We start from the raw sequence: 23160 nt of genomic DNA, 5'->3' as shown, positions 1-23160 counted from the left end.
ATAAATTTATTTTGTTTAAAAAAAATTTTTAGACAAATAATAAATTTATAAATGAACATACTAATTTAAAAGTAGAGGATGATATATATTGGAAGTAACTAAAATAATCATTAAATATTTTACAAGTGAAAGTGATACTTTCATAAAAGAGGAAGTAGATAATTTTGAAGAACTTTTAAGATGTTCTAAAAAGTTTATTGAGGGTAAAAAAATAGAAGAAGATGTTTTATATATAAAATCTAAAGAAAACTACAAAGTAAATGTAGTTAAGTTTATAGAAGTTAAAGAGTTGGAGATAGTAAGAAAACAGCAAATACCCCCATACATGTAATAATAGAATTACTATAAAATGGAATGCATGGAAATAATTTATTGTAAAAAAAAAATTACAAAGCTTATATTTGGGTATAACTGTATTAATTAGACATTAATTAGGAGGAACTTAAATATGATAAGAGTATGCCCAAACTGTTCAAATGTGGATGTAAATAAGCTAAAAACTTTAGTTGGAGAAGAAAATGTGAAGACTGGTTGTATAGGTCAATGTAGAGCATTTAAAAAAGAAGCTGTAGGAATAATAGATAATGAGCTTGAAATAAGAGAAACAGAGGAAGAATTTTTTGAAGCATGTAAGAAATAAACTATACATGTAAGAAAAAACTACAGTAGAAAATAAATTATATAAAAGAGAGCATATAAATTGAGTAAGTATTTAGCAATTTATTTGCTCTCTTTTTATGTACATATTTAATTATGAGTATACTTTTTTATTAAATACAAATAAATATAACTAAATTAAATTTATTTATTAAAAAAATATTGATTAAATATACCTATAGGGGGTATAATAAATACTATAGATTTCCAAATAAAGAATTTATCAATATTACATATCAAAATAAAATATACAAATTAATTGAAAATATATTGAAAGAGAGGAAGAGTTTATTATGAGTTCAAATAAAATAGTAGAAAATTATAAAATCACAGGTATGACATGTGCAGCTTGTGCAAAGGCAGTAGAAAGAGTAACTAAGAAATTAGATGGAGTATATGACCAAAGCGTAAACATAGCTACTGAAAAACTTAAGATAGAATATGACAATTCTAAAGTTAGCTTTGATGACATAAAACAGGTTGTAGAAAAAGCTGGATATGGAATTATAAAGGAAGAAAGTAATAAAAAAATTGATATGAAAATTGATGGAATGACATGTGCAGCCTGTGCAAAAGCTGTAGAGAGAGTAGTAAAAAAATTGGATGGAGTAGAAAGTATTAGTGTAAATATTGCAACTGATAAAGCTAATATAGACTATAATCCATCAAAAGTAAAATTAGCTCAGATAAAAGCAGCTATAGAAAAAGCTGGTTATAAACCAATAGAAGAAGTAAAAAATAAAGTTGATGTAGATGAAGATAAATTAAGAAAAGAAAAAGAAATGAATACTTTATTTATTAAATTCATAGTTGCAATAGTATTTGCAGTACCTTTGTTTTATATAGCAATGGGTCCTATGATAATAAAACCTATAGGACCATGGCCTTTACCAGAAATTCTAAATCCTATGACAAATACTTTAAATTATGCATTAGTTCAATTGATTTTAGTAATCCCAGTTATGATAGCTGGATATAAATTTTATATAAATGGGTTTAAAGCACTTTTTTCTTTAAGTCCTAATATGGATTCTTTGGTTGCAATTGGTACCTTGGCAGCATTTTTATATAGTCTATATACAACAGTACAAATAGCAAATGGACAAATTCAGGGTATGCACCATCATCAGTTGTATTATGAAAGTGCAGGAATAATAATAGCACTTATATTACTTGGTAAATATTTAGAATCAAAATCAAAAGGAAAAACATCAGAAGCAATTAAAAAACTTATGGGGCTACAACCTAAAACTGCAATAGTAATAGTTGATGGTAAAGAAATAGAGACTCCTATAGAAGAAGTTGGAATAGGAGATATAATACTAGTAAAACCAGGGACTAAAATACCAGTAGATGGAGTTGTAATAGAGGGATATACATCAGTTGATGAATCTATGCTTACAGGTGAAAGTATACCAGTAGAAAAAAATATTGGAAGTAAAGTTACAGGAGCTAGTATAAATAAAAATGGTGTTATTAAATTTAAAGCTGAAAAAATTGGTGGAGATACAGCTCTTGCTCAAATAATAAAATTAGTTGAAGATGCACAGGGTACAAAAGCACCCATTGCTAAACTTGCTGATACTGTTTCTGGATATTTTGTACCAATAGTAATTGCAATAGCTATAGTATCATCATTATTGTGGTTTTTAGTGGGTGGAAAAGATATAGTATTTGTACTTACTATATTCATATCAATACTTGTAATTGCTTGCCCTTGTGCATTAGGATTGGCTACACCAACTGCTATAATGGTTGGAACTGGAAAAGGTGCAGAAAATGGAATACTGATAAAAGGTGGGGAAGCACTAGAATCTGCTCACAAAGTAAATACAGTAATATTTGATAAAACAGGTACAATAACAGAAGGAAAACCAAAAGTAACAGATATTGTATTAAATAATGTGAAAGAAGAATACCTAATTAAGATTGCTTCAAGTGCAGAGAAAGGTTCAGAACATCCTCTAGGAGAAGCAATAGTTAGATATGGAGAAGAGAAAAATATACAGATTGAAAAAGTTGATAACTTTAAAGCTATACCAGGTGCTGGTATACAAGTCACTATAAATAATGAAAATATATTACTTGGAAATAGAAAGCTTATGAACGACAATAATATTAACCTTAAAGATTTAGAGGAAAAATCTAATATACTAGCAAGTCAAGGTAAGACACCTATGTATATTGCTGTAGATGGAAATTTATCAGGAATAATTGCAGTTGCAGATGTGGTTAAAGAAAGTAGTAAAAAAGCAATAGATATTCTTCATGATATGGGAATAAAAGTTGCAATGGTAACTGGAGATAATGTTAAGACTGCAAATGCTATAGCAAGTCAAGTAGGTATAGATATGGTATTAGCAGAGGTTTTACCAGAAGATAAATCAAAAGAAGTTGAAAAATTACAAAATCAAGGTAAGTTTGTTGCAATGGTAGGAGATGGAATAAATGATGCACCAGCTCTTGCAAAAGCTGATATAGGAATAGCAATAGGAAGTGGAACAGATGTAGCAATTGAGTCTGCAGATATAGTGCTTATGAAGAGTGATTTAATGGATGTTCCAACTGCGATTAAACTTAGTAATGAAACTATAAAAAACATAAAGCAAAACTTATTTTGGGCATTTGGATATAATACAATTGGTATACCTGTAGCAGCAGGATTATTGTATATATTTGGAGGACCTCTTTTAAATCCAATGATTGCAGCAGCAGCCATGAGTTTAAGTTCAGTTTCGGTAGTTTCAAATGCGCTTAGACTTAAAAATTTCAAAGCATATAAAAAAAATTAGAATAATAAATTAAGTAAAAATGTATTTAAAAGAGCTATCTTTAATTAAAAGGATTAATTTACAAATTAAGATAGTTCTTTTTTCATGTAAAATTCACAACAATGAGATAAAATATAAGTAATATAAGAAATTTTAAAATAGAAAGGATTGATAGGATGAACTCGTCAATACTTGTAATCGAAGACGATTCAAACATACAAGAATTAATATCAGAGTTTTTAAGTGCAGAAGGCTATCAGGTTGAGTCAGCAAATGATGGATTAGAAGGTATACAAAAATTTAAGCAAGGAAGTTATGACTTGGTAATATTAGATATAATGATGCCAAACTTAGATGGTTATGGAGTTTGTAAAATGATAAGAAAATCATCAAGTGTTCCAATTATATTTTTGACTGCTTTAAACGATGAAGGAGATCAACTTAAGGGATTTGACTTAGAATGCGATGATTATATAACAAAACCATTTTCATTTAATCTTCTCATTAAAAGAGTAGAAGCTATCTTGAGAAGAAGCAACAAAACGATAAATGATAAGTTTATAGTTTTTGAAAAATTAAAGTTAGATTTAAACACATATATTGCTGAAATAGATGGAGAGCCTATAGAACTTACATTAAAAGAATTTAATATATTGAAAGCTTTGATAGAAAAATATCCACAGGTTATAACTAGGGAAGGTCTTTTAGATAGTATATGGGGTTATGATTATTATGGAGATACTAGAATTGTTGATGCACATATAAAAAATATAAGAAAAAAAATATCATTACCATATATTAAAACTGTAAAAGGAATAGGATATACACTTGAGAAGGATATTTGATAAGTGGGAAAAATTAAGTATAAAGTATAAATTATTTTCCATAACAACATCATTATTAATAGCATTAGCTTTAATAATATACCTAATTTTATATTTTTTATTGCCATCATATTATCATGAGTATAAAATTGAGTCTCTTCAAGAAAGCTTAAAATCTCTAGTAGATAGTTCAATTCACTTTGATACATATACTTTAGAAGAAAGACTCTATTATATGGCTAAAGACCAAAACCTTGCTATTTTACTAAAAGACAACCAAGGAAAAATTGTATATGGTAAAAATGAAGTAGTTATTTTAAGATATAGTAAGTATATGATTAATAGTATTGAAGATGAGTATAGAACATCTATACCTATATATACAAAAGACTCAAAAGACGGGCCATATAGTTTAGAACTTGTTATGCCATTACAGCCAATTGACGAAGCAAATGAAGTCATAAGAAAGTTAATGCCATACATTATATCAATAGCGATATTAATAGCAATTATTGGAGCATATATATATTCAATCGTAATAACAAAGCCTCTTATAAATATAATAGAGAGTGAAAGAGAACAGGAATATAGAAGAAAGGATTTTGTTGCAACGATATCACATGAATTAAAAACTCCAATAACCATAATAAGTGGTCAAATTGAAGGAATGATTTATAGTGTAGGTAAGTATAAAGATAGGGATACTTACTTGAAAAAATCATATGAATGTACACAAGAGCTAAAAGATTTAGTAAATGAGATGATAGAGGTTTCAAAATCAGAAATACTAGAAAAAGATTTAAAATTAGTATCAATAAATATAAGTGAACTTTTAAATAGACTGGTAAAAAGACAAGTATTTTTAATAGAAGAAAAACATATGAAAACTATTCTAAAAATAGAAGAAAACCTAGAAATTAAGGCAGACCAAGAGAGAATAACTAAAGCAATTAATAATATAATAAATAATGCTATAAAATATTCTCCTGAAGGCTCAGACCTTATAATTAGACTTTATGATAAAAACAATCGAATAAACAAAAAAACTTCTAATCAAAGAGTTATTTTAGAAATTGAAAATACTGGTGTAACTATAGAGAAACGTTACTTAGAAGAGATATTTAATCCATTTTATAGAATAGAAAAATCTCGTTCAAGAAAAACTGGAGGAAGTGGTCTTGGTCTTTATATAGTCAGTCAAATTTTTAAAACTCATGGGTTTGAATACAGTATAAAAAATAAGGAAAACTCTGTAGTATTTACGGTTGAATTTAAAAATTAGCTTTAAAACATATATAGAGTATCTTTTCATAAGTTGGAAAATGTCAGCATAGCCTGTATTTACGAGTTTTGATAAGGATGGTAGTAGAAAATTAGCAAAATCAAGGCTTTGCAGACAGCAGGCAGACAGTGTGATTATATAAAACTGAATATTATGATAGAAAAAGGACGCATTTTTGAAATCTGCGTCCTTTTTCTATTGGATTTTGCTTATCCTTGAAAAGTCAGCAGGAAGTAAAGAACATCATTGAATGGGCTTCATTGATGGCTTTTGATTAAATGGGTTTTAGAGCCGTGTTACAGTCATTTTTAGATACCGAAGATACAAGGCATCTTACTTAGAGGATGGGCAAAATCTAGCGCTGGATAAGGTAGATTTTGGTTATCTCATTGAGCATTTATACAGGCAGACTGGAACTGAATATGAGTTATTCCCTGCTGAAGAAGAAATTTGAGAGGGATTTTTTGGATAAATTGCAAGGTTAATGCAAGGTTCTAGCAAGATTAATGTAAGATTAGAGTGTTATAATGGGAATCAGAATAGGGGGAATGTATATGAACAAATACATAATTGAAACGAAAAATCTTACAAAACAGTATGGTTCACAAAAAAGTGTTGCTGACCTGAACATCCATGTACAGAAAGGGAGAATTTACGGTCTGCTTGGTAGAAACGGAGCAGGAAAAACTACCACAATGAAAATGTTGCTTGGATTAACACAGCCTACTTCTGGTGAAGTGAAGATTTTTGGAAAATGCTTAAAAGACAATGAAAAAAAATTGCTGCCACACATAGGAAGTCTGATTGAATCGCCTGGTTTTTATCCGAACCTGACTGCTACGGAAAATCTGTGTATTTTTGCTACTTTACGTGGAATTCAAAACCGGAACGCTATCAAAAATGCTTTGGATTTAGTAGGTCTTCCCTATAAAGACAAAAAGCTGTTTTCTCAATATTCTCTGGGAATGAAACAAAGACTAGCGATTGCTCTTGCTATTATGCACGAGCCAGAATTATTGATTTTGGATGAACCAATTAACGGTCTTGACCCTATTGGAATTGCAGAAATACGCTCATTTATCCATGACCTATGTAAAAAAAGAGGAAAGACCATTTTAATCTCCAGTCACATTTTATCAGAGATAGCTCTGCTGGCTGATGATATAGGAATTATCGACCACGGAGTATTATTGGAATAAGAAAGTCTATCTGAACTGGAACAGAAAAGCAACAAACATATTCATTTTACGATTTCTGATACAGCACAGGCAGGAAGAGTTTTGGAACACATATTCCATGAGCAGCACTTTACAATTCAAGATGACCACAATTTAAGACTGCATAATCTTGATTTATCTGTTGGAAAAATTGTAACTTCGTTTGTAGAGAATGGATTAGAGGTTTTTGAAGCACATACTTGCGAAGAGACCCTTGAAGACTACTTCAAACGAGTAACCAGAGGTGAGGTAATTGCTTAAACTTATAAAATGTGAATTTTGGAAGTTAAAACGCAAAAAGTTATTATACGCACTTTTGTCATTATCATTATTCTTTCCCTTAATTTTAACATATATGGCAAAATCCAGAACAAACACAGATATGACAGAACATTATCTTCAAACAAGATTTGATTATGTCTATACAATGATGTTAGGTTATGGATTGGTTTTTTTACTGCCTTGTTTAATTGGTATTATTGCAGCTATTCTTTTCTTTATAGAAAGAGACTGTAATACTTCAAAAAATATCAGGACAATACCTATTGCAAATACGCAACTTATCATGGCAAAAATCTATATGTTATTTATTTTTGGAATTGCTTTTTGCCTAATAAATACCTTATCAGTTGCATTGTTTTCCAGTTTGTTTCATGCAGGAATGGTTTATGGTATGTCCTATAAGTTAATGATGAGTTTAGTTTTTGCTGTGCTTATTGTAGTGGCTTCTTTACCGATTGTTTTTCTGATTATTTATTTTAACAAAACATTTTTATTGTCCATCTTGCTTGCATTTTTCTATTCTATTTTCAACTGGGGAATATTGGGGACTGTGGGAACCTCCATAAGTGCTTCTAAAATCACTTTTTTAAATTTCTTTCCAGTTATATGTGTTATGAACTGGGCGAGCGGTTCCATGATGAATAATCTGCAAAAAGATAATCTTTTACCAGAAGCATACGATATTGTACCAACCACCAGCCATACAGTTTTACTCATGGTGATTACTGTTACTATCTTCTTATGGCTGATAGTTCGATTCTACAAAAAATGGACGAGGTAATATATATGGAAAATATAGTAAAAGTTGAATTTTTGAAATTAAAACGATATTCTGTAATAAAGGCTGGAATTATTATGACAACACTTTCTCCACTACTGTCATTATTTTATTCAACAGCTAGTGGTGGACAATCATGGACATTTGAATATTTCATGCAACAGGTTATGACTAGTAATTGTACCCTTTTCTTCCCGATTATTATTACATTGATTGCTGTATATATCATAACACGGGAATATACAGACGATACCATAAAAAGCCTATTAACAATTCCTATTCCTTACAAACAACTACTTTCCAGCAAATTACTTGTGCTACTACTCTTAACAATTTATTTCAGTTTTATAGGATGTGTTATAGCGTTAGTAATCAATATAATTGCTGGATTTCCAGGAGTAGGTTTTGGCAATATCATTAATATGTTTATTCATATTATCGGAGCAAACATTTTTGTATACATTGCTGTTTTACCCATTATCTTACTTTTCTGTTGTTCAGTAAATAACTTTTTGGGTGGTGTTGCACTTGCTTTTGTGTATGGATATTTTGGAACTTTTGAAGGAACATTATTAAATTATTATCCAATTAAAGCAAGTATGATTTTAATGGATTCTAATTGTAGTGCGGAGTATGGATATACTTATCGTATTTTTCCTGCTTTAATTGTACTGCTGTTCATTTTATTGATTTCTGGAATTATCCTTGCTGGCAAAAAGAAAGAAACTAGTGTATTAACGATTACTAAAAAGAAAAAAACAGCAAGAAAAAAGGGATGGTAATAATTTAAAAATAAGCCAACAGAAGATTATTCTTCTATCAGTTTATATTGGATAATTTTGTAAATTAAATATTGATGTGCAATACAATATCTTTACATATATAGTATTTTCTACATTAAAAAGTAGAAGTTTCAATAATAGTTCATTGTAAAATCATAAAAAATTCATACTAAAAATGTATTATGTAAATAGAAATAAAAAATTTTAAACCATAAAATAACACCAAGCTATAATGATGATATAACCTAATATCCTCCAATTAAATCATCATTATAGTAATTCCCAACAATTAAATGCAATGAATTTAAGAAATAACATCGAGCATAGAGTATATATGCTTGATGTTATTTTTATTTTAAAACGAAAAATAGGTAATCTTTATTAAAAGTTATATATTCAGATAGTCTTAAATTACATTTAATAACTTAAAAATTATACTTGATAGAGCAAATAAATATATACATTTTGGGAAAAATAACTGTAGGAAGTATTATATTTACAGAGGAGGTAGTTTTGATGGATAGACTTAAAAGAGATATGAAAAACATGAAAGAAGATTTAAAAGAAGGTGCTAAAAAGACAGCTTATGTAATGAAAAATACTGCTGAAGACTTAAAAGATGACGCTCAAGGTGCTATGGTAAATCTAGAAATGAAGAAAGATGAAATGATGGAAAGATATGAGCAAAAGAAATTTGCAAAAGATTTAGAAAAGCAAATGAAAGATGAAATGAAATAAAGTTTTGTCTATAGATTTAGGTACTATTATCAATAATAGTTCTTAGATAAGAAATACTATAAAAGGTTTTACAGAAGAAATAGACTTTCTAAAAATAACTGTATTATATTTAGAAAGTCTATTTCAAGTATGTTATATTTAAATCATATCAATTTTAAAATTTTAAATATTAAATTTGATTATTGCTGTAATCATATAGAATTAAGGTTTTTAAGGATATTTACAAAATAATGGTTTATCTCTTTAATCTATTTGAAAAATATATCATTAAGTTTATAAAACATTCACATTAAATTCTGATAAAGTATTTACTATGTCAGGAGTAGGTGATTTTTCTGTAATTATAGAACTAATGTCTTCTAAATGAGCAAATTTAAAGTTTCCATCAAATTTAAATTTTTTATCTTCCATAACTATAAATACTTTTTTACTTGAATTTATTATAGCTTTTTTTGTAAGTCCATCTTCAATTTCAAATGTTGTAAGAGAAGAATTAAATACATCTATACCACAACTGCCCATAAAAGTTTTATCAAATTTATATCTTGATATAAAGTCTATTGTCGGAGTACCAACAAATCCATCTAAGCTAAGATTTAATAAACCACCAGTAGAAATTACATTTAAATTATTGGGCTTTGAAGTAACTACATTTAGTATATCTAGCATATTTGTGACCAATGTTACTTTCTTATTGCTTTCAGCTAACAGTTTAGCCAACAATATATTGATTGTAGATATATCTAAAAATATAGTTTCTCTATCTGAAATTAGATTAAATGCTTTTTCTGCTATTATTTTTTTTGTTGGTATATTAATTTCTTTTCTATCTTTTGTATCTTGGTTTTCAAGGGTTTCTCTGACTAGTACAGCTCCACCATAAATTCTTCGTATTGAAGAAATTTTTTCTATATTTTTTAAATCTTTTCTTATACAATCTTCAGTAACATTAAATTTTGAACTGAGTTCTTTTACAGTAACTCTTCCTTCTTTTTTTAGGATATTTAATATAGCTTGAATCCTTTCTTCCGCAAACATCTTTTACCTCTTTTCCTGAATATAGTATTATAGTAAATATTATAAGATAAAAGATAAAATATCAACTATTTTAATATGGAATACAACATTAATTTAATATAAAAAGTATATTATTCTTAATAGTTTATTTAAAACTTAATAAATAAAGAAATTATAAAAATATACAACAAAATCAAACAATAAAAAAACATAAAAAACAATAATAAAAAAGTTGAAAATAATACCAAACCAATATATAATAAGAATAAATAAAATAAAAAAATAAAGTTTAAAGGGGGATATTTTAATGCAACTAATCTTAGATACAGGTAACATAGAGGAAATTAAAGAGCTAAGTACTTATTTACCAGTTGATGGTGTAACAACAAATCCAAGTATTATTTCAAAGGAAAAAAAGAATTTTAAGCAACTTATAAGTGAGATTGGTGAAATTATAGGTGAAGATATGCCTATACATGCTCAAGTATTAAGTACAAAGTATGAAGATATATTAGATGAAGCATTATATATAAGTAGTTTGAGAGAAAACATATATGTGAAAATACCTGTAACACAAGATGGTTTAAGAGCTATAAAAGACCTTCATAAAAAAGGAATAAAAATAACTGCCACTGCAATATTTACTGCTCATCAGGGATTTTTAGCTGCAAAAGCTGGAGCAAATTATGTTGCACCTTATGTAAACAGACTTGATAATATATCTGGGGATGGTGTATCTGTGGTTTCAGAGCTTATAAAAATAATAGATACTTATAATATGGATACAAAGGTACTTGCTGCTAGTTTTAAAAATGCACAACAGGTTATAGAATTAATGAAGTGTGGAGTACACAGTGTTACAGTGCCATATGATATTTGTAAATCCATGATGAATCATCCATTGACAGATTGGAGTGTTGATAAGTTTATAGAAGATTGGGAAAATACTTTTGGAAAAGGTAGCAAAACAAATAACATTTAATTTTAGAATAAAAAATTAGTTTTTATGCAATTTTATAAATAGATTTTTATAAAAAAGATGAAAATATGAATTAACTTAAGATAATAATGTTCTAAATTATTAAAAAGAAAATTCATATTTTCATCTTTGTTAAACTTCTAGACCTATAAATCTCCACCAAGGGAAGGTTATACAGATTATTATAAAATAGGTTAAAGGAATTAAAGTCAAACCATACTTAAAAATAACCTTACTATTATATAGATTCTCACCATGTCCAACCATTATTGTTGCATGATGAAAAGGCAATATGTATTGTATACTTACTACAATATAAACAAAAAGGCAAAGAACAATACTATTTTCTTTCAATATATGTAAACTTCCAAGTAATGGTATCACCACAGAGGATGTAGTGACAGCACTTCCAAGGCATATATTCAGTATTATTGTCAGGGTTATTAAAAATAATATTGAAATAGTTTTTGAAGAGTTTGGAATTAATTTTATTAAATAGTTTCCCATTATATCAACAACTCCAGAATACTTTAGTACTCCTCCAATTGAAAACGCTGCTACAAAAAAAATGAGAACTTTCCAATTTATTTCTTTTAAAGTATTGAAACCAATTATTCCTTTTAACAACAAAAGAAGTACACAAATAGACATTATAATTAGTGTATTTAAATTATGAATAAATTGAGTTAAGAACATAAAAAACATTATTCCTAAACATAAAAATACATGTTTTTGTTCATCACTTAATAAACAAAATTCTTTTTTTAGATTAGAATATGAAAATTGAAATTTATTAGAATTAAGATTATCATAAGAAGTAAATTTTATTAAAGATAATTCTTTTTTAAAAACAATTATAAACAAAAAATAAGTTATAAAACAAGTGATTATAGTTGGAACAGACATATAAAAAGCCCACTGCCCCCAGTTTATATTACAATTTCCAAGTTCTAGGACTACATAGTTTAAAAGAGTATCTCCATTTACAAAAAACATTGATGTAAATGTAGATGCTGTAAATATACTAAAGAGAAGTATAGATTTTGAATCATCAGCTAAGTGTTGTTCTTTAAAAAATTCTTTATAAAAAGCTGACACAAGAATGACTCTTGGAAATGGCTGTGGTATGAAAAATATTAATAATACACCTAAAATATATGATAAAAAAATCATTTTTTTAGGGGTATCTACAGTATTTAAAATTAATTTTTCAGAAATAATTTTTGCAACACCTGTCTTTGCAACTGCATTAGTAATTATGTAAGCAAGGATTATTATATAAAAATTTTCTGTAAATAAAAATTGTAAAATGACTTTCAAAGGTGCAATATTAAAAATAAAAGCTAATATTACAAAGACTAGTGCAACTACAGTTTTTTCAACAGAGTCTACAGCCCATATTAAGATAGTTAAAAACGATAAGCATATAGAAAATTTTATATTGAAACTATAATTTAGAAAGAAGTAAAGAATTATAGTAACCATAATAGTCATGCAAAATTGTTTTGGTTTAAGAATAATATCCATTTTTTGTATCCACCTCCATAATTTATTATATCATAATGAAGGTGAATACATTTTATTAAAAGATTATTCATTAATTCTATGATTTACAATAGCTTTAGTTTTCCAATAACCTTTTTTATAATAGATGACTGTAACAATAAGACCTAAAGTCCAACCAAAAGGTATACCCATCCAAATTCCATCTGTTCCAAATAATCTAGAAAATAAATAAGAAGCAGGAATTCTTCCAAGCCATAAAGATACGACTGAACTCATCAAAGCAAACATAGAATCACCAGCACCTTTCATTGCACTTGAAAGTACAAAGGAAGTACCAATAAATAAGAAAAAAGGTCCTATTATAAATAAGTAAGAAGAACCAATTTTAATGACATCTTTGTCTGTATTAAATAGAGAAATTAAGTTTTCTCTAAATAATAAGATTAAGGCAACGACAACAATTGCTAGAATTAAAGCCATTTTTATAGATTCACGAATTCCTTTTCTAACCCTTTCATTTTCTCCAGCACCTATATTTTGAGCAACAAAAGTGGAAACAGCAGAACCAAGGTTCATGATAGGTAAGCTTATAAAGTTTTCTATTCTAAGACCAGCTCCAAAAGCTGCCATGGCAGATGTACCATAACCATTAACTAAAAATTGAAGAGCCATGTTGCCAATTGAAAATAACATCTGTTGAACTCCACTTGGAAGTCCTAATCTAAGACCATCTTTAAATATTTTATTGTCATATACAATTCCTTTAATCTTAAATTTAAGTACTTCATGTTTTTTATTTAAATATATTATGCTAATTATAAATGATACTGCTTGAGCCATTATAGTGGCAAGTGCAACACCTTCAACTCCCATTTTCAAGACAACAATAAAAGTTAAATCTAAAACTATATTTAAAATTGTGGCTATTATTAAAAAATAAAGTGGAGTTACTGAATCTCCAAGTCCTCTAAGTATTGCACTTACTGAATTATATCCAGCAGAAAATAAGATTCCACCAAATATTATAGTAAGATACAGTTTTGATTGATTAAAAACTGATTCTGGAGTATTCATAAGCTTAAGCATAGGACCTCCAAATACTATTCCAATAACACTTATCAATATAGAGCCAATAAATAAAAGTATATATGTAGTATCAATAGTAGCTTTTACTTTTTTTAAATCTCCTGAACCATAAAACTGTGAAATTAAAATAGAAAAACCAAGACTGACACCCATAAGCATTGCTACAAGCAAAAACATTATAGGGTTAGCACCTGAGACTGCTGCCATAGCTTCTTTACCAATAAATCTACCAACTATAATACTGTCAGCAGTATTGTATAGTTGTTGAAATAAACTACCAATAAGCATAGGCATAGCAAAAAAGAATATAGATTTTCCCTCATGACCTGTAGTTAAATCTTTCACCCTTATTCCTCCAAATTTAAAAATTATTAATTATCAATTTGCTATAATAAATATAATATAATCTTAACATAAACTTTATATCTGTACTATAAATAAATTGTATTAAATAATCATATATTTTATAAAAATGTAAAGAATATAAGTATGACGTAGATATAGAAAATTAACATTTAATATAATCGAATATTAATACAAATTTATTCTAATATATACGCATATATTGACAAAATTAACTATATAAATTAAAATAATATTCGTAAAGAAAAATTCATGTTTTATATTGTATAACATATAATTTTGACAATACGGGTCATAAGTTTCTACCGGAATACCGTAAATATTCTGACTATGTATACTATTATTTAGTTAAATAAATATTTATTTAACTAAATTATGAAGGATACGACTCAGCTTATTAGTTACTGCGTCGTTTTTTTGTAAAATTTAATAGGAGGTGTTGTTATGCAAACAACAAACAGTAGTACCATGCAGAAACTTTTTCCAATTTTGACTAATAAAAATGTCGACATGAAGAAAGAAGTAATTGCTGGTGTAACTACTTTTTTAACTATGGCTTATATAATAGCTGTAAATCCAAACATTTTATCAGCAACAGGGATGCCAGCAGGTGCTCTTGTTACAGGGACATGTCTAGCAGCAGCATTTGGATGTATTTTAATGGGAATGGTTGCAAATCTTCCTTTTGCTTTAGCATCAGGTATGGGTCTTAATGCATTTTTTGCATACACAGTAGTCTTACAAATGGGGGTTCCTTGGGAAGTAGCTCTTACAGCGGTATTTGTAGAAGGTATCATTTTTATAATATTATCAGTAAGTGGAGTTCGTGAAGCTGTTGTAAATGCAATACCAAAGAATATGAAGCTTGCTGTTACAGGTGGTATAGGTATATTTATTGCACTTATAGGTTTAGTTAATTGTGGAATCGTAATTGGAGATCAAGCTACTCTTATAAAGATGGGGAAATTTACTCCAGCAGTAATAATAGCTTGCATAGGATTAATAATTGTAGCAGTATTAGATAAAAAAAGAGTTAAAGGTTCTATCCTTTTTGGAATAGTAGTAAGTTCATTACTTGCTTGGGGATTTGCATTTATGAATCCAGAATATGCACAAAAATTAGGTATATACTTACCTAGTGGAATATTCAAGTTTGAAAGTTTAGCACCGATAGCAGGTAAAATAGATTTAGGATATGTATTACATCCAACAAATATAGGTGGTTTCTTTGTAATAGTTTGTACATTCTTATTTGTTGATTTCTTTGATACAGTAGGTACATTAGTAGGGGTTTGCTCTAAAGCAAATATGCTAGATGAAAAAGGAAATGTTCCTAATGTAGGTAGAGCTTTGCTTACAGATGCAGTTGCAACTACAGTAGGTGCAGGGCTTGGAGTATCTACAGTTACAACTTATGTTGAGAGTTCAACAGGAGTTATTGCAGGTGGTAGAACTGGATGGACAGCAGTAACAGTGGGTGTTTTATTCTTAGTTGCAATGTTTTTCTCTCCTGTATTTATAGCAATTCCATCATGTGCTACAGCACCAGCTTTAATTTATGTTGGGTACTTGATGCTTGGTACAGTTAAAGATATTGAGTTTGACAATATAACTGAAGGTGTTCCAGCTTTCGTTACTATTGCTTGTATGGCATTAACTTATAGTATAGGTGATGGTTTAACTCTAGGTATATTAACTTATGTTTTTGTAAATGTATTTTACAACATATTTGGAGCTAAAAAGGCTGAAGATAAGAAACATGTTTCAGTAGTAATGATTGTTCTTGCTATATTATTTATAATAAAACTTTGGCTATTATAATAGATATTGTTTAAAAATTTAATTCAATAAAATAAAGAACTGTAATTTCTAATCTATTTTGAGAAGAAGTTACAGTTCTTATTTTTTTGTATTACTTAGATATATCTACTAATTTTCCCTTTTCTAAGGTTTTAGGCACAATTGTTATATTAAATTCTTTTTGCAATTCTTTTATAATATCTAATTCTTTTTTTGTTATTATTGAAATAGTATCTCCACTTCGGTTTCCTCTAGCAGTTCTACCACATCTATGCAGATATTCATTTTTACTATTTGGAAAATCTAAATTAAAAACATGGCTTATATCTACTATATCAAGTCCACGAGCAGATAAATCTGTTGTAACTAAAATTTTTGCTTTTCCAAGTTTAAATTTATTTATTGCATTTTTTCTATCCTCTTTTGGCATATTTCCAAATATTCCAATTGCTTTATAATTATGATAGTTTAATTTTGATACTATAACATCTATGTTTTTTTCATTGTTTACAAATACAATAGCTCTTTTTGGGTTTGTAGCAGCTAATGTTTTTCTAAGAAAATTAAATTTATCTCTTATTTCCCCTAACATATATGTATGATTTATATTAGGATTTATCTGTGACTTTTCTTTTGTTTTTATTAATTCAAATTCTTTCATAAATTTATCACAAATTTTTATAGTACTATCTGTAAGACTTGCAGAACAACCTATGATTTGTCTATCTCTTAATGTAGTTTTTATTATGTCTTCTACACAAGTTATGTTTTTACCATTCAACAAATTGTCCACTTCATCTAAAACGATAGTTTTTATGTTGTGTGATTTTAACTTCTTCTGCTTTATTAAGTCTAAAACTCTTCCACAAGTTCCTATTACTATATGTGGTTTTATAGCCTTTATATTTTTTATTTGTTTTTGTATATTAACTTCTCCAATTAAGGATAGTGAAGTCAAAGGAGTTTCTGAGTTTTTTGCTAATAATTCAATTTGATTTGTAATTTGCATTACTAATTCATGTGTTGGTGCAAGTATAAGAGCCTGAGTTTCTCTTTTTGATGTATCAATTCTTTCAAATATAGGTAAAACATATGCAAGTGTTTTTCCTGTTCCAGTTTGTGAGTTGATTAATAAATCTTTATTTTGCATTATATTTTCTATAACAAGTGACTGAACTTCTGTTGGAGAAGTTATGTCTTGTTTTTTAAGTCCATTTATTAGAGTAGAACTTATCTTTAATTGTTCAAATGTGTTCATCTTTTGCTCCTTCTATTAAAAACTTATATTATTGTAGTTAACTATTTCTTATTATACATTGTTTAGTCAAATCGAACTATACATTATTTTATAATTATGTGCAATTTAGAAGTAAATATAGATGTTTTTTGTATATTTATATTGAGTTCAGTATTTTTACAATTGTCTAATACTTAAATTTAAAAATTTAGCAAATTGTAGTTGCAATTGTTTAATACTTGTTATATATTATATATAACAAGTATTAAAACTATAATATATAACATGGAGGGAAATTATGTTAAAGATAAGTAATGTATCTAAATCATATAAAAATAAAAAGGTAGTAAATAATATTTCATTTGAGGTAAATGATGGAGAGATTTTTGGCTTTATAGGTCATAATGGTGCAGGAAAAACTACTACTATTAAAGCAATTGTTGGGATACATGATTTTGAGGGAGGAGAAATACTTATAAACTCTAAATCTATAAAAAAACAATCTGTTGAGTGCAAAAAGGAAATGGCGTATATTCCTGATAATCCAGATTTATATGAAGATCTAACTGGAATACAATACCTTAATTTTATAGCAGATATATTTGAGGTAGATAAAAATGAAAGAGAGGAATTAATAAAATACTATTCAAATAAATTTGAAATTAATAGGGCATTAGGAGATTTAATATCTTCGTATTCACATGGAATGAAACAAAAACTAGCTATAATTTCAGCTTTAATCCATAATCCTAAAATTCTAATTCTTGATGAACCTTTTGTAGGTCTTGACCCAAAAGCTTCCTTTATATTAAAGGAAATCATGAAGGAGTTTTGTAAAAAAGATGGTTGTATATTTTTCTCAACGCATGTATTAGAAGTTGCTGAAAAAATCTGTGATAAGATTGCCATAATAAAAGATGGAAATATAATTGCTTATGGAACTACTGAAGAAGTGAAAGGAAACAATTCTCTTGAAAATATTTTTATGGAATTAATAGAAAAATAAAATGCTATTTTTACAGAATATAATGTCTAAAGTGAGGTATGATAAATTATGAGTAATCTAAGTATATTAATAAAAACTAATATAATAAATGAGTTTAAATTGAATGCTTTAAAAAATATAGACAGCAAAGAAAAACAAAAAATAATAGGAATGATGTTTTCAATAGTTGTTGTAGTAGGGCTATTAATATTTTATGTAACAAGTTTAAGCCTTTCTCTAGTTGATATTTTAAAACAAATAAATCAAATGGAAATGTTGCTTGTGTTTGGCTTTGGATTATCAACAGTAATGGCAATTGTTACATCATTATATAAAACTTCATCATATCTATTTCAAGCGAAGGATTTAGAGTTATTAACTAGTTTGCCAATAAAAGAATCTACTATATTGGCTAGTAAAATATTAATGTTAGTTGGAACTAATTATTTGTTTTCTTCAGTGTGTATGATTATACCAGCAGTAGTTTATTTTTTTAATGCCAATGTAAGTATAACCTATTTTCCTTACTTAATATTATTATTTTTGGCTCTGCCATTACTACCAATAGTTGTTTCATCAATAATTTTCTTATTTATAGGACAGTTATCATCAAAGCTAAAATATAAAAATTTAGTGTTAATCATAGGTAATGTAATATTAATTTTGGCTTATATTGTACTTATGTCAAAACTAAACTCTATATCAGTTGAGTTATTAAAAAATAGTGCATCTATTTCAGAAACAATTAATAAAATATATCCACCTATATACTATTTTGTTGATGCTCTTAAAACTGGAAGTATAGTTTCATTTTTAATGTTTATGGCAACATCATTAATACCATTCTTTATCTTTGTGACTCTGTTTGCAAAAGGATTTACAAAGATAAATGCTAGAATGGGTGAAAGTTATAAGACTAAAAACTATAAATTTAAAAGTCAAAAAATTTCAACACCCTCAAAGGCTCTATTGAAAAAAGAATTTAGAAGATATACTTCTTCATTTATTTACTTTTTGAATTCATCTATTGGTCTGTTATTTTTAATAGTGGCTACAATCGGTGTGTTGGCATTTGGAGCTGATAAAATAGGTGAGTTACTAAAAATGAATATAGATTTTAGTATTATAAAAATACAGTTATTAGGTGCGTTTCTATTTATAATAGTAATGAACTGCACAACATATTGTTCAATTTCTTTTGAAGGAAAGAATCTATGGATACTAAAGTCTTCTCCAATAGATGAAAGGGAGATATTTTGGTCAAAAATATTGATGAATTTTTTATTAAATGCACCATTATCTGTTTTATGTCTAATATTAGTGTCTATAAAACTAAACTTTGAAATTCAGTTCGTGATGGTAGCAAGTTGCTTGATTGTAACTATGTCAATGTTTGTAGCTTTAATGGGATTGTTATCAAATTTACTTTATCCAAACCTTGATTGGAAAAATGAAGTGGCGGTAGTAAAAAGAAGTGCAAGTATGATAGTTACAATATTAGTATCATTAATTTATATAGTTATACTTGGAGGCACATATATGTTATTGAAAGTTTCATTTCTAAATATATATTTGATTTTAGCAAGTGTGCTTACACTTATATTAGACTTTATGCTATGGAGAATTATTTCCACTAAAGGAGTAAAAATATTTAAAAATTTATAGATATATTTGTGTTAAAAATAGACTTATTTTTTAAAGTATTGCAAAGAATATGCTAAGTAGTATACTATTGTATAGTGATATGAAAAAATTTAGGAGAAAATAAATGAGAAAATTATCCAAAAAAGAGAAAGATTTTATTCAATATGGATTTCTGATATTTTTGATATGTATTACTACTTATTTAGTATCAACCACTTTAGATGTAAAACTAATACCTAAAATTATAAGTCTAGTAAATAAAACCTATATATTTCTTGGCATACTAATAATGTTAATATATATGATAATTGAATCTATTGTGACACATTTGATAATAAATGCAGTTCAAAAAACAAAAGTAAAATTTATAGGTATCAAAATGGCTACAATGGGATTTTATTATAATTTAGTTACTCCCTTTGCATCTGGGAGTCAGCCAATGCAAATATATGCACTTACAAAGTATGATGTTAGTCTCAGTAAATCTGTAGCCATAGTTACTAATAAGACAGTTGTATTTCAAAGTACAGTTACTATATTTTGTGGAATTTTAATTTTATTGAATAAGTCATTATTAATGGAACAAGTGCATTCAGTTAGAGTTTTAATCGCCGCTGGGATGACCATGAATGTAAGCATGCTATTAGGAGGACTCTTAATAGTATTTAGTCCTAAGCAAGTAAAAATGATAGCAGAGGTTTTGATTAATTTTTTATCTAAATTTAAAGCATTTAAGTTTTTAGATTTAAAAAGAGATAGAATAAATCATTATATTGATGACTACAATTATTCTATAAAAATATTTATCAAAAATGTAAGGATTTTATTTTTAAGCATATTGCTTACTGCACTACAACTTATAGCATACTTTAGTATAGTTTATTGTGTATATAAAGCTTCAAATTTAAAAGGAGTATCATATATACATATAATGACATTGCAAGTATTTTTATACATGGCAATATCACCAGTTCCAACACCAGGAAATGTTGGAGCAAATGAAGTTACATTTTTTACCATGTTCTCAAACATAATTCCAAAAGAATTATTGGGATATTCAGTGCTTTTGTATAGTGGATTTGTATATTATATGTTATTAATAATTTCAGGATTGTTTACATTCAGAACACATTATACATTGAATAACTGGAAACATGATAACAAAAGTAATTCTAGTTTAGGAGAAGTTATTGAAAAAGTTTAATTATTAGAAAATAAAAAGAAATATAAATTACTTAGTTTGTAAAATTTAATCGATAAAATTATTATTAGGGAAATTCTAAATATAAATATACTGCTAAAATAAGCTGTATTGTATTGAGATATTTCCCTTTTTTGATTAAAATTATAGAAATTTGAAATAATAAGTAATAAATACAAACTCTATATTATTTAGAAAAGGAGAAAATATGAAACAAAATAAAGAAAATGAAAAACAAATGAGTAATTCTAATATTAAAAAAAATAGTGATAATAAAATCGAAATTGCTGAAGAACTATATCCAAATAAAAATATAGGTAGTATGCTTGGAGATAGAATAGATAAGAAAAAAATCAATCGTCCAAGTTAATGAAGTAGTTGAAAATGGTGTGTTTTAAAAAAATAATATAATGAGATGTTTTATTGTTAAATTTAAACTTATTTTAATGATAAAAAAAGTCGAAAATCGTCTAAAATGCACCTGTATGGGGGACAACGTTATTTTATAGATGCATAAAACTTGACAAAATCAACCTTTTCTTGGCAAGAAAAAAAAGATAAAATTATATGAGCGTTATTTAATTGTCAAAAATGAAGGTAAAGTTGCAAGTGATAAAAGATATGATTGATAACATTTATTTCTGTGCTATAATTGTATAGTAAAATGAATAAATGAATATGTTGTATACATGCATATTAGGAGGAGAGACTGACATGGAATCATCTATACATACAATTGCCAGCAATAATTTATTGATAATTTTTGCTATTGTGAGTATAACTGGAATAATTTGCAGCAAACTTAGCGAAATCGTAAAAGTTCCAGATGTTGTATTATTTTTACTTGTAGGTATTTTAATAGGACCATCATTTTTGAAATTTATAGATATTCGTGGATTCCAAATAGAGAATCAGCTGATACTTACATTTGGTTCTGCATTTATATTATATTTAGGTGGAAAAGAAATAAGTTTAAAGGTTTTGAGAAATGTAAAGATATCTGTATTTTTACTAGCTACTGTAGGAGTAGTGATATCTGCTTTTATAATGCAACAAGTAATAGGATTTACTTTTGGAGTAAGTGCAATGACTGCTTTATTAGCAGGAACTATAATAGCATCAACAGACCCTGCTACTCTTGTACCTATATTTAATCAAGTAAAGATAAAGGATAGAGTAAAACAAACTGTAATAAGTGAATCAGCTTTTAATGATGCAACAGGAGCTATATTAACATCAGCAGTGTTAGCCGTAATTTTATCAAATAAGTTTTCCTTAAGTGCCAATATTTATGAATTAGGTACAATGGTTGTTGTAGGAATTGTAGTTGGTCTAATTACAGGAATACTGCTTTTGAAATTGGTTAATGATAAGCCATATGGTATATTTAAAGATTTTGCACCAATAATATCTGTTATTTCAGTTGTGGTTGCATATGAATTATCTACAAAATTAGGCGGAAGTGGATATATGTCTTGCTTTATTGTAGGTATAATAACTGGTAACAAGAAAAACTTTAAAATATGGTTAAGCCAAAAATCTTATGATGCAGATTTTTATGTTGCTGAGACTTTAGGAACTATTTGTCGTATGGCGATATTCATAATATTAGGTAGTCAAGTTAATTTGGCTCAGTTAGGTAAATATTTTGTACCATCTGTAATTGCAGTGCTAGTATTAATGTTTATAGCAAGACCAATTTGTGTCTTAGTATGTGCACTTGCAGACAGAGAAGCAAAATGGAGTAAAAATGAAATATTGTTCATGATGTGGGTAAGAGAAACTGGTGTAATCCCAGCTGCACTTTGTGGTATTATTTCAGCAATGAAAGTTCCTGGATATGAAGTAATTTCATCAGTAGTATTTATGTCTATATTAATTACATTAGTAATACAAGGAAGCACTACAAAATTGGTAGCTAAAAAACTTGGATTATTAGAAGAAGAAGTGATAAATATAAGCGAAAAGGTATCAACTTTTTAGTTTTTCACTTTAAAGGATACATAATAAT

At 27.5% G+C, this 23160-nt stretch carries 19 protein-coding genes, 1 pseudogene and 1 riboswitch; of the genes and pseudogenes, 16 read left to right on the top strand and 4 right to left on the bottom strand.

Annotation, left to right across the window (positions count from 1 at the left end):
* Positions 1–88: 88 nt before the first annotated feature.
* From IR151_RS12070 to IR151_RS12030, 9 genes and pseudogenes are all read left to right on the top strand, one after another.
* Positions 89–331: a hypothetical protein gene (locus IR151_RS12070; RefSeq protein WP_227434768.1), complete on the top strand. Its 243-nt coding sequence runs from the start codon at positions 89–91 to the stop codon at positions 329–331.
* A gap of 117 nt (positions 332–448) precedes the next feature.
* Positions 449–640, top strand: a complete 192-nt coding sequence (locus tag IR151_RS12065) for a DUF1450 domain-containing protein (RefSeq protein WP_227434767.1) — start codon at positions 449–451, stop codon at positions 638–640.
* A 310-nt stretch (positions 641–950) separates the two neighbouring features.
* Complete coding sequence (locus tag IR151_RS12060) at positions 951–3449, top strand: heavy metal translocating P-type ATPase (protein WP_227434766.1); 2499 nt, start codon at positions 951–953, stop codon at positions 3447–3449.
* A 155-nt stretch (positions 3450–3604) separates the two neighbouring features.
* On the top strand, positions 3605–4273 hold the full coding sequence (locus IR151_RS12055; protein WP_227434765.1) for a response regulator transcription factor: 669 nt from the start codon (positions 3605–3607) through the stop codon (positions 4271–4273).
* Positions 4257–5534 (top strand): sensor histidine kinase, encoded by a 1278-nt coding sequence (locus IR151_RS12050; protein WP_227434764.1) that lies wholly within the window; start codon positions 4257–4259, stop codon positions 5532–5534. The genes IR151_RS12055 and IR151_RS12050 overlap by 17 nt, the downstream gene beginning before the upstream one ends.
* Positions 5535–6088: 554 nt before the next feature.
* A pseudogene (locus tag IR151_RS12045) lies at positions 6089–7012 on the top strand (ABC transporter ATP-binding protein).
* Positions 7005–7814 carry an ABC transporter permease gene (locus IR151_RS12040; RefSeq protein WP_227434763.1) on the top strand — a complete coding sequence of 270 codons (810 nt, stop codon included), beginning with the start codon at positions 7005–7007 and terminating at the stop codon, positions 7812–7814. Before IR151_RS12045 ends, IR151_RS12040 begins: the two are co-directional and overlap by 8 nt.
* 5 nt (positions 7815–7819) lie before the next feature.
* Positions 7820–8593, top strand: a complete 774-nt coding sequence (locus IR151_RS12035; RefSeq protein WP_227434762.1) for an ABC transporter permease — start codon at positions 7820–7822, stop codon at positions 8591–8593.
* Between the two features lie 516 nt (positions 8594–9109).
* Positions 9110–9331 carry a hypothetical protein gene (locus IR151_RS12030; protein WP_227434761.1) on the top strand — a complete coding sequence of 74 codons (222 nt, stop codon included), beginning with the start codon at positions 9110–9112 and terminating at the stop codon, positions 9329–9331.
* 273 nt (positions 9332–9604) lie between these two features.
* On the opposite strand, the gene IR151_RS12025 is transcribed toward IR151_RS12030, so the two are convergent.
* Positions 9605–10369, bottom strand: a complete 765-nt coding sequence (locus tag IR151_RS12025) for a DeoR/GlpR family DNA-binding transcription regulator (protein ID WP_227434760.1) — start codon at positions 10367–10369, stop codon at positions 9605–9607.
* A 286-nt stretch (positions 10370–10655) separates the two neighbouring features.
* Here IR151_RS12025 and fsa point away from each other — a divergent pair, with 286 nt between their 5' ends.
* Positions 10656–11330 carry a fructose-6-phosphate aldolase gene (fsa, locus tag IR151_RS12020; RefSeq protein ID WP_227434759.1) on the top strand — a complete coding sequence of 225 codons (675 nt, stop codon included), beginning with the start codon at positions 10656–10658 and terminating at the stop codon, positions 11328–11330.
* Between the two features lie 129 nt (positions 11331–11459).
* Here fsa and IR151_RS12015 read toward each other — a convergent pair whose 3' ends face one another.
* Positions 11460–12854 carry an SLC13 family permease gene (locus tag IR151_RS12015; protein ID WP_227434758.1) on the bottom strand — a complete coding sequence of 465 codons (1395 nt, stop codon included), beginning with the start codon at positions 12852–12854 and terminating at the stop codon, positions 11460–11462.
* A 63-nt stretch (positions 12855–12917) separates the two neighbouring features.
* Positions 12918–14264: an MATE family efflux transporter gene (locus tag IR151_RS12010; RefSeq protein ID WP_227434757.1), complete on the bottom strand. Its 1347-nt coding sequence runs from the start codon at positions 14262–14264 to the stop codon at positions 12918–12920.
* A gap of 266 nt (positions 14265–14530) precedes the next feature.
* Positions 14531–14633: riboswitch (purine riboswitch) on the top strand.
* A 93-nt stretch (positions 14634–14726) separates the two neighbouring features.
* Here IR151_RS12010 and IR151_RS12005 point away from each other — a divergent pair.
* Positions 14727–16103 carry an NCS2 family permease gene (locus IR151_RS12005; RefSeq protein ID WP_227434756.1) on the top strand — a complete coding sequence of 459 codons (1377 nt, stop codon included), beginning with the start codon at positions 14727–14729 and terminating at the stop codon, positions 16101–16103.
* 91 nt (positions 16104–16194) lie between these two features.
* Here IR151_RS12005 and IR151_RS12000 read toward each other — a convergent pair whose 3' ends face one another.
* A complete protein-coding gene (locus IR151_RS12000) occupies positions 16195–17340 on the bottom strand; it encodes a DEAD/DEAH box helicase (protein ID WP_227434755.1) in 1146 nt (381 codons plus the stop codon).
* Positions 17341–17617: 277 nt separating this feature from the next.
* Between IR151_RS12000 and IR151_RS11995 the strand changes: the two genes are divergently transcribed.
* The 5 genes from IR151_RS11995 (at position 17618) to IR151_RS11975 (ending at position 23132) form a co-directional block, all read left to right on the top strand.
* The gene (locus IR151_RS11995) at positions 17618–18325 is read left to right on the top strand and encodes an ABC transporter ATP-binding protein (RefSeq protein WP_227434754.1); all 708 of its coding nucleotides are present in this window, start codon (positions 17618–17620) and stop codon (positions 18323–18325) included.
* A gap of 48 nt (positions 18326–18373) precedes the next feature.
* Positions 18374–19969: a putative ABC transporter permease subunit gene (locus IR151_RS11990; protein WP_227434753.1), complete on the top strand. Its 1596-nt coding sequence runs from the start codon at positions 18374–18376 to the stop codon at positions 19967–19969.
* 103 nt (positions 19970–20072) lie between these two features.
* On the top strand, positions 20073–21152 hold the full coding sequence (locus IR151_RS11985) for a lysylphosphatidylglycerol synthase transmembrane domain-containing protein (RefSeq protein WP_227434752.1): 1080 nt from the start codon (positions 20073–20075) through the stop codon (positions 21150–21152).
* Between the two features lie 205 nt (positions 21153–21357).
* On the top strand, positions 21358–21519 hold the full coding sequence (locus IR151_RS11980) for a DNA polymerase III (RefSeq protein ID WP_227434751.1): 162 nt from the start codon (positions 21358–21360) through the stop codon (positions 21517–21519).
* 344 nt (positions 21520–21863) lie between these two features.
* The gene (locus IR151_RS11975; protein WP_227434750.1) at positions 21864–23132 is read left to right on the top strand and encodes a cation:proton antiporter; all 1269 of its coding nucleotides are present in this window, start codon (positions 21864–21866) and stop codon (positions 23130–23132) included.
* Positions 23133–23160: the final 28 nt, after the last annotated feature.

Source organism: Clostridioides sp. ES-S-0006-03 (assembly GCF_020662275.1).
In the GTDB taxonomy this organism is placed as follows: Bacteria; Bacillota; Clostridia; order Peptostreptococcales; family Peptostreptococcaceae; genus Clostridioides.
The sequence above is the reverse complement of the archived record's forward strand: the minus strand, read 5'-3'. Positions and strand labels throughout refer to the sequence as shown.

Bases quoted from the DNA above. Each gene is read 5' to 3' on its own strand.
- IR151_RS12065 (WP_227434767.1), top strand. From the start codon at position 449: ATGATAAGAGTATGCCCAAACTGTTCAAATGTGGATGTAAATAAGCTA.
- IR151_RS12060 (WP_227434766.1), top strand. From the start codon at position 951: ATGAGTTCAAATAAAATAGTAGAAAATTATAAAATCACAGGTATGACA.
- IR151_RS12055 (WP_227434765.1), top strand. From the start codon at position 3,605: ATGAACTCGTCAATACTTGTAATCGAAGACGATTCAAACATACAAGAA.
- IR151_RS12035 (WP_227434762.1), top strand. From the start codon at position 7,820: ATGGAAAATATAGTAAAAGTTGAATTTTTGAAATTAAAACGATATTCT.
- IR151_RS12030 (WP_227434761.1), top strand. From the start codon at position 9,110: ATGGATAGACTTAAAAGAGATATGAAAAACATGAAAGAAGATTTAAAA.
- IR151_RS12025 (WP_227434760.1), bottom strand. From the start codon at position 10,369: ATGTTTGCGGAAGAAAGGATTCAAGCTATATTAAATATCCTAAAAAAA.
- fsa (WP_227434759.1), top strand. From the start codon at position 10,656: ATGCAACTAATCTTAGATACAGGTAACATAGAGGAAATTAAAGAGCTA.
- IR151_RS12015 (WP_227434758.1), bottom strand. From the start codon at position 12,854: ATGGATATTATTCTTAAACCAAAACAATTTTGCATGACTATTATGGTT.
- IR151_RS12005 (WP_227434756.1), top strand. From the start codon at position 14,727: ATGCAAACAACAAACAGTAGTACCATGCAGAAACTTTTTCCAATTTTG.
- IR151_RS12000 (WP_227434755.1), bottom strand. From the start codon at position 17,340: ATGAACACATTTGAACAATTAAAGATAAGTTCTACTCTAATAAATGGA.
- IR151_RS11995 (WP_227434754.1), top strand. From the start codon at position 17,618: ATGTTAAAGATAAGTAATGTATCTAAATCATATAAAAATAAAAAGGTA.
- IR151_RS11990 (WP_227434753.1), top strand. From the start codon at position 18,374: ATGAGTAATCTAAGTATATTAATAAAAACTAATATAATAAATGAGTTT.
- IR151_RS11985 (WP_227434752.1), top strand. From the start codon at position 20,073: ATGAGAAAATTATCCAAAAAAGAGAAAGATTTTATTCAATATGGATTT.
- IR151_RS11980 (WP_227434751.1), top strand. From the start codon at position 21,358: ATGAAACAAAATAAAGAAAATGAAAAACAAATGAGTAATTCTAATATT.
- IR151_RS11975 (WP_227434750.1), top strand. From the start codon at position 21,864: ATGGAATCATCTATACATACAATTGCCAGCAATAATTTATTGATAATT.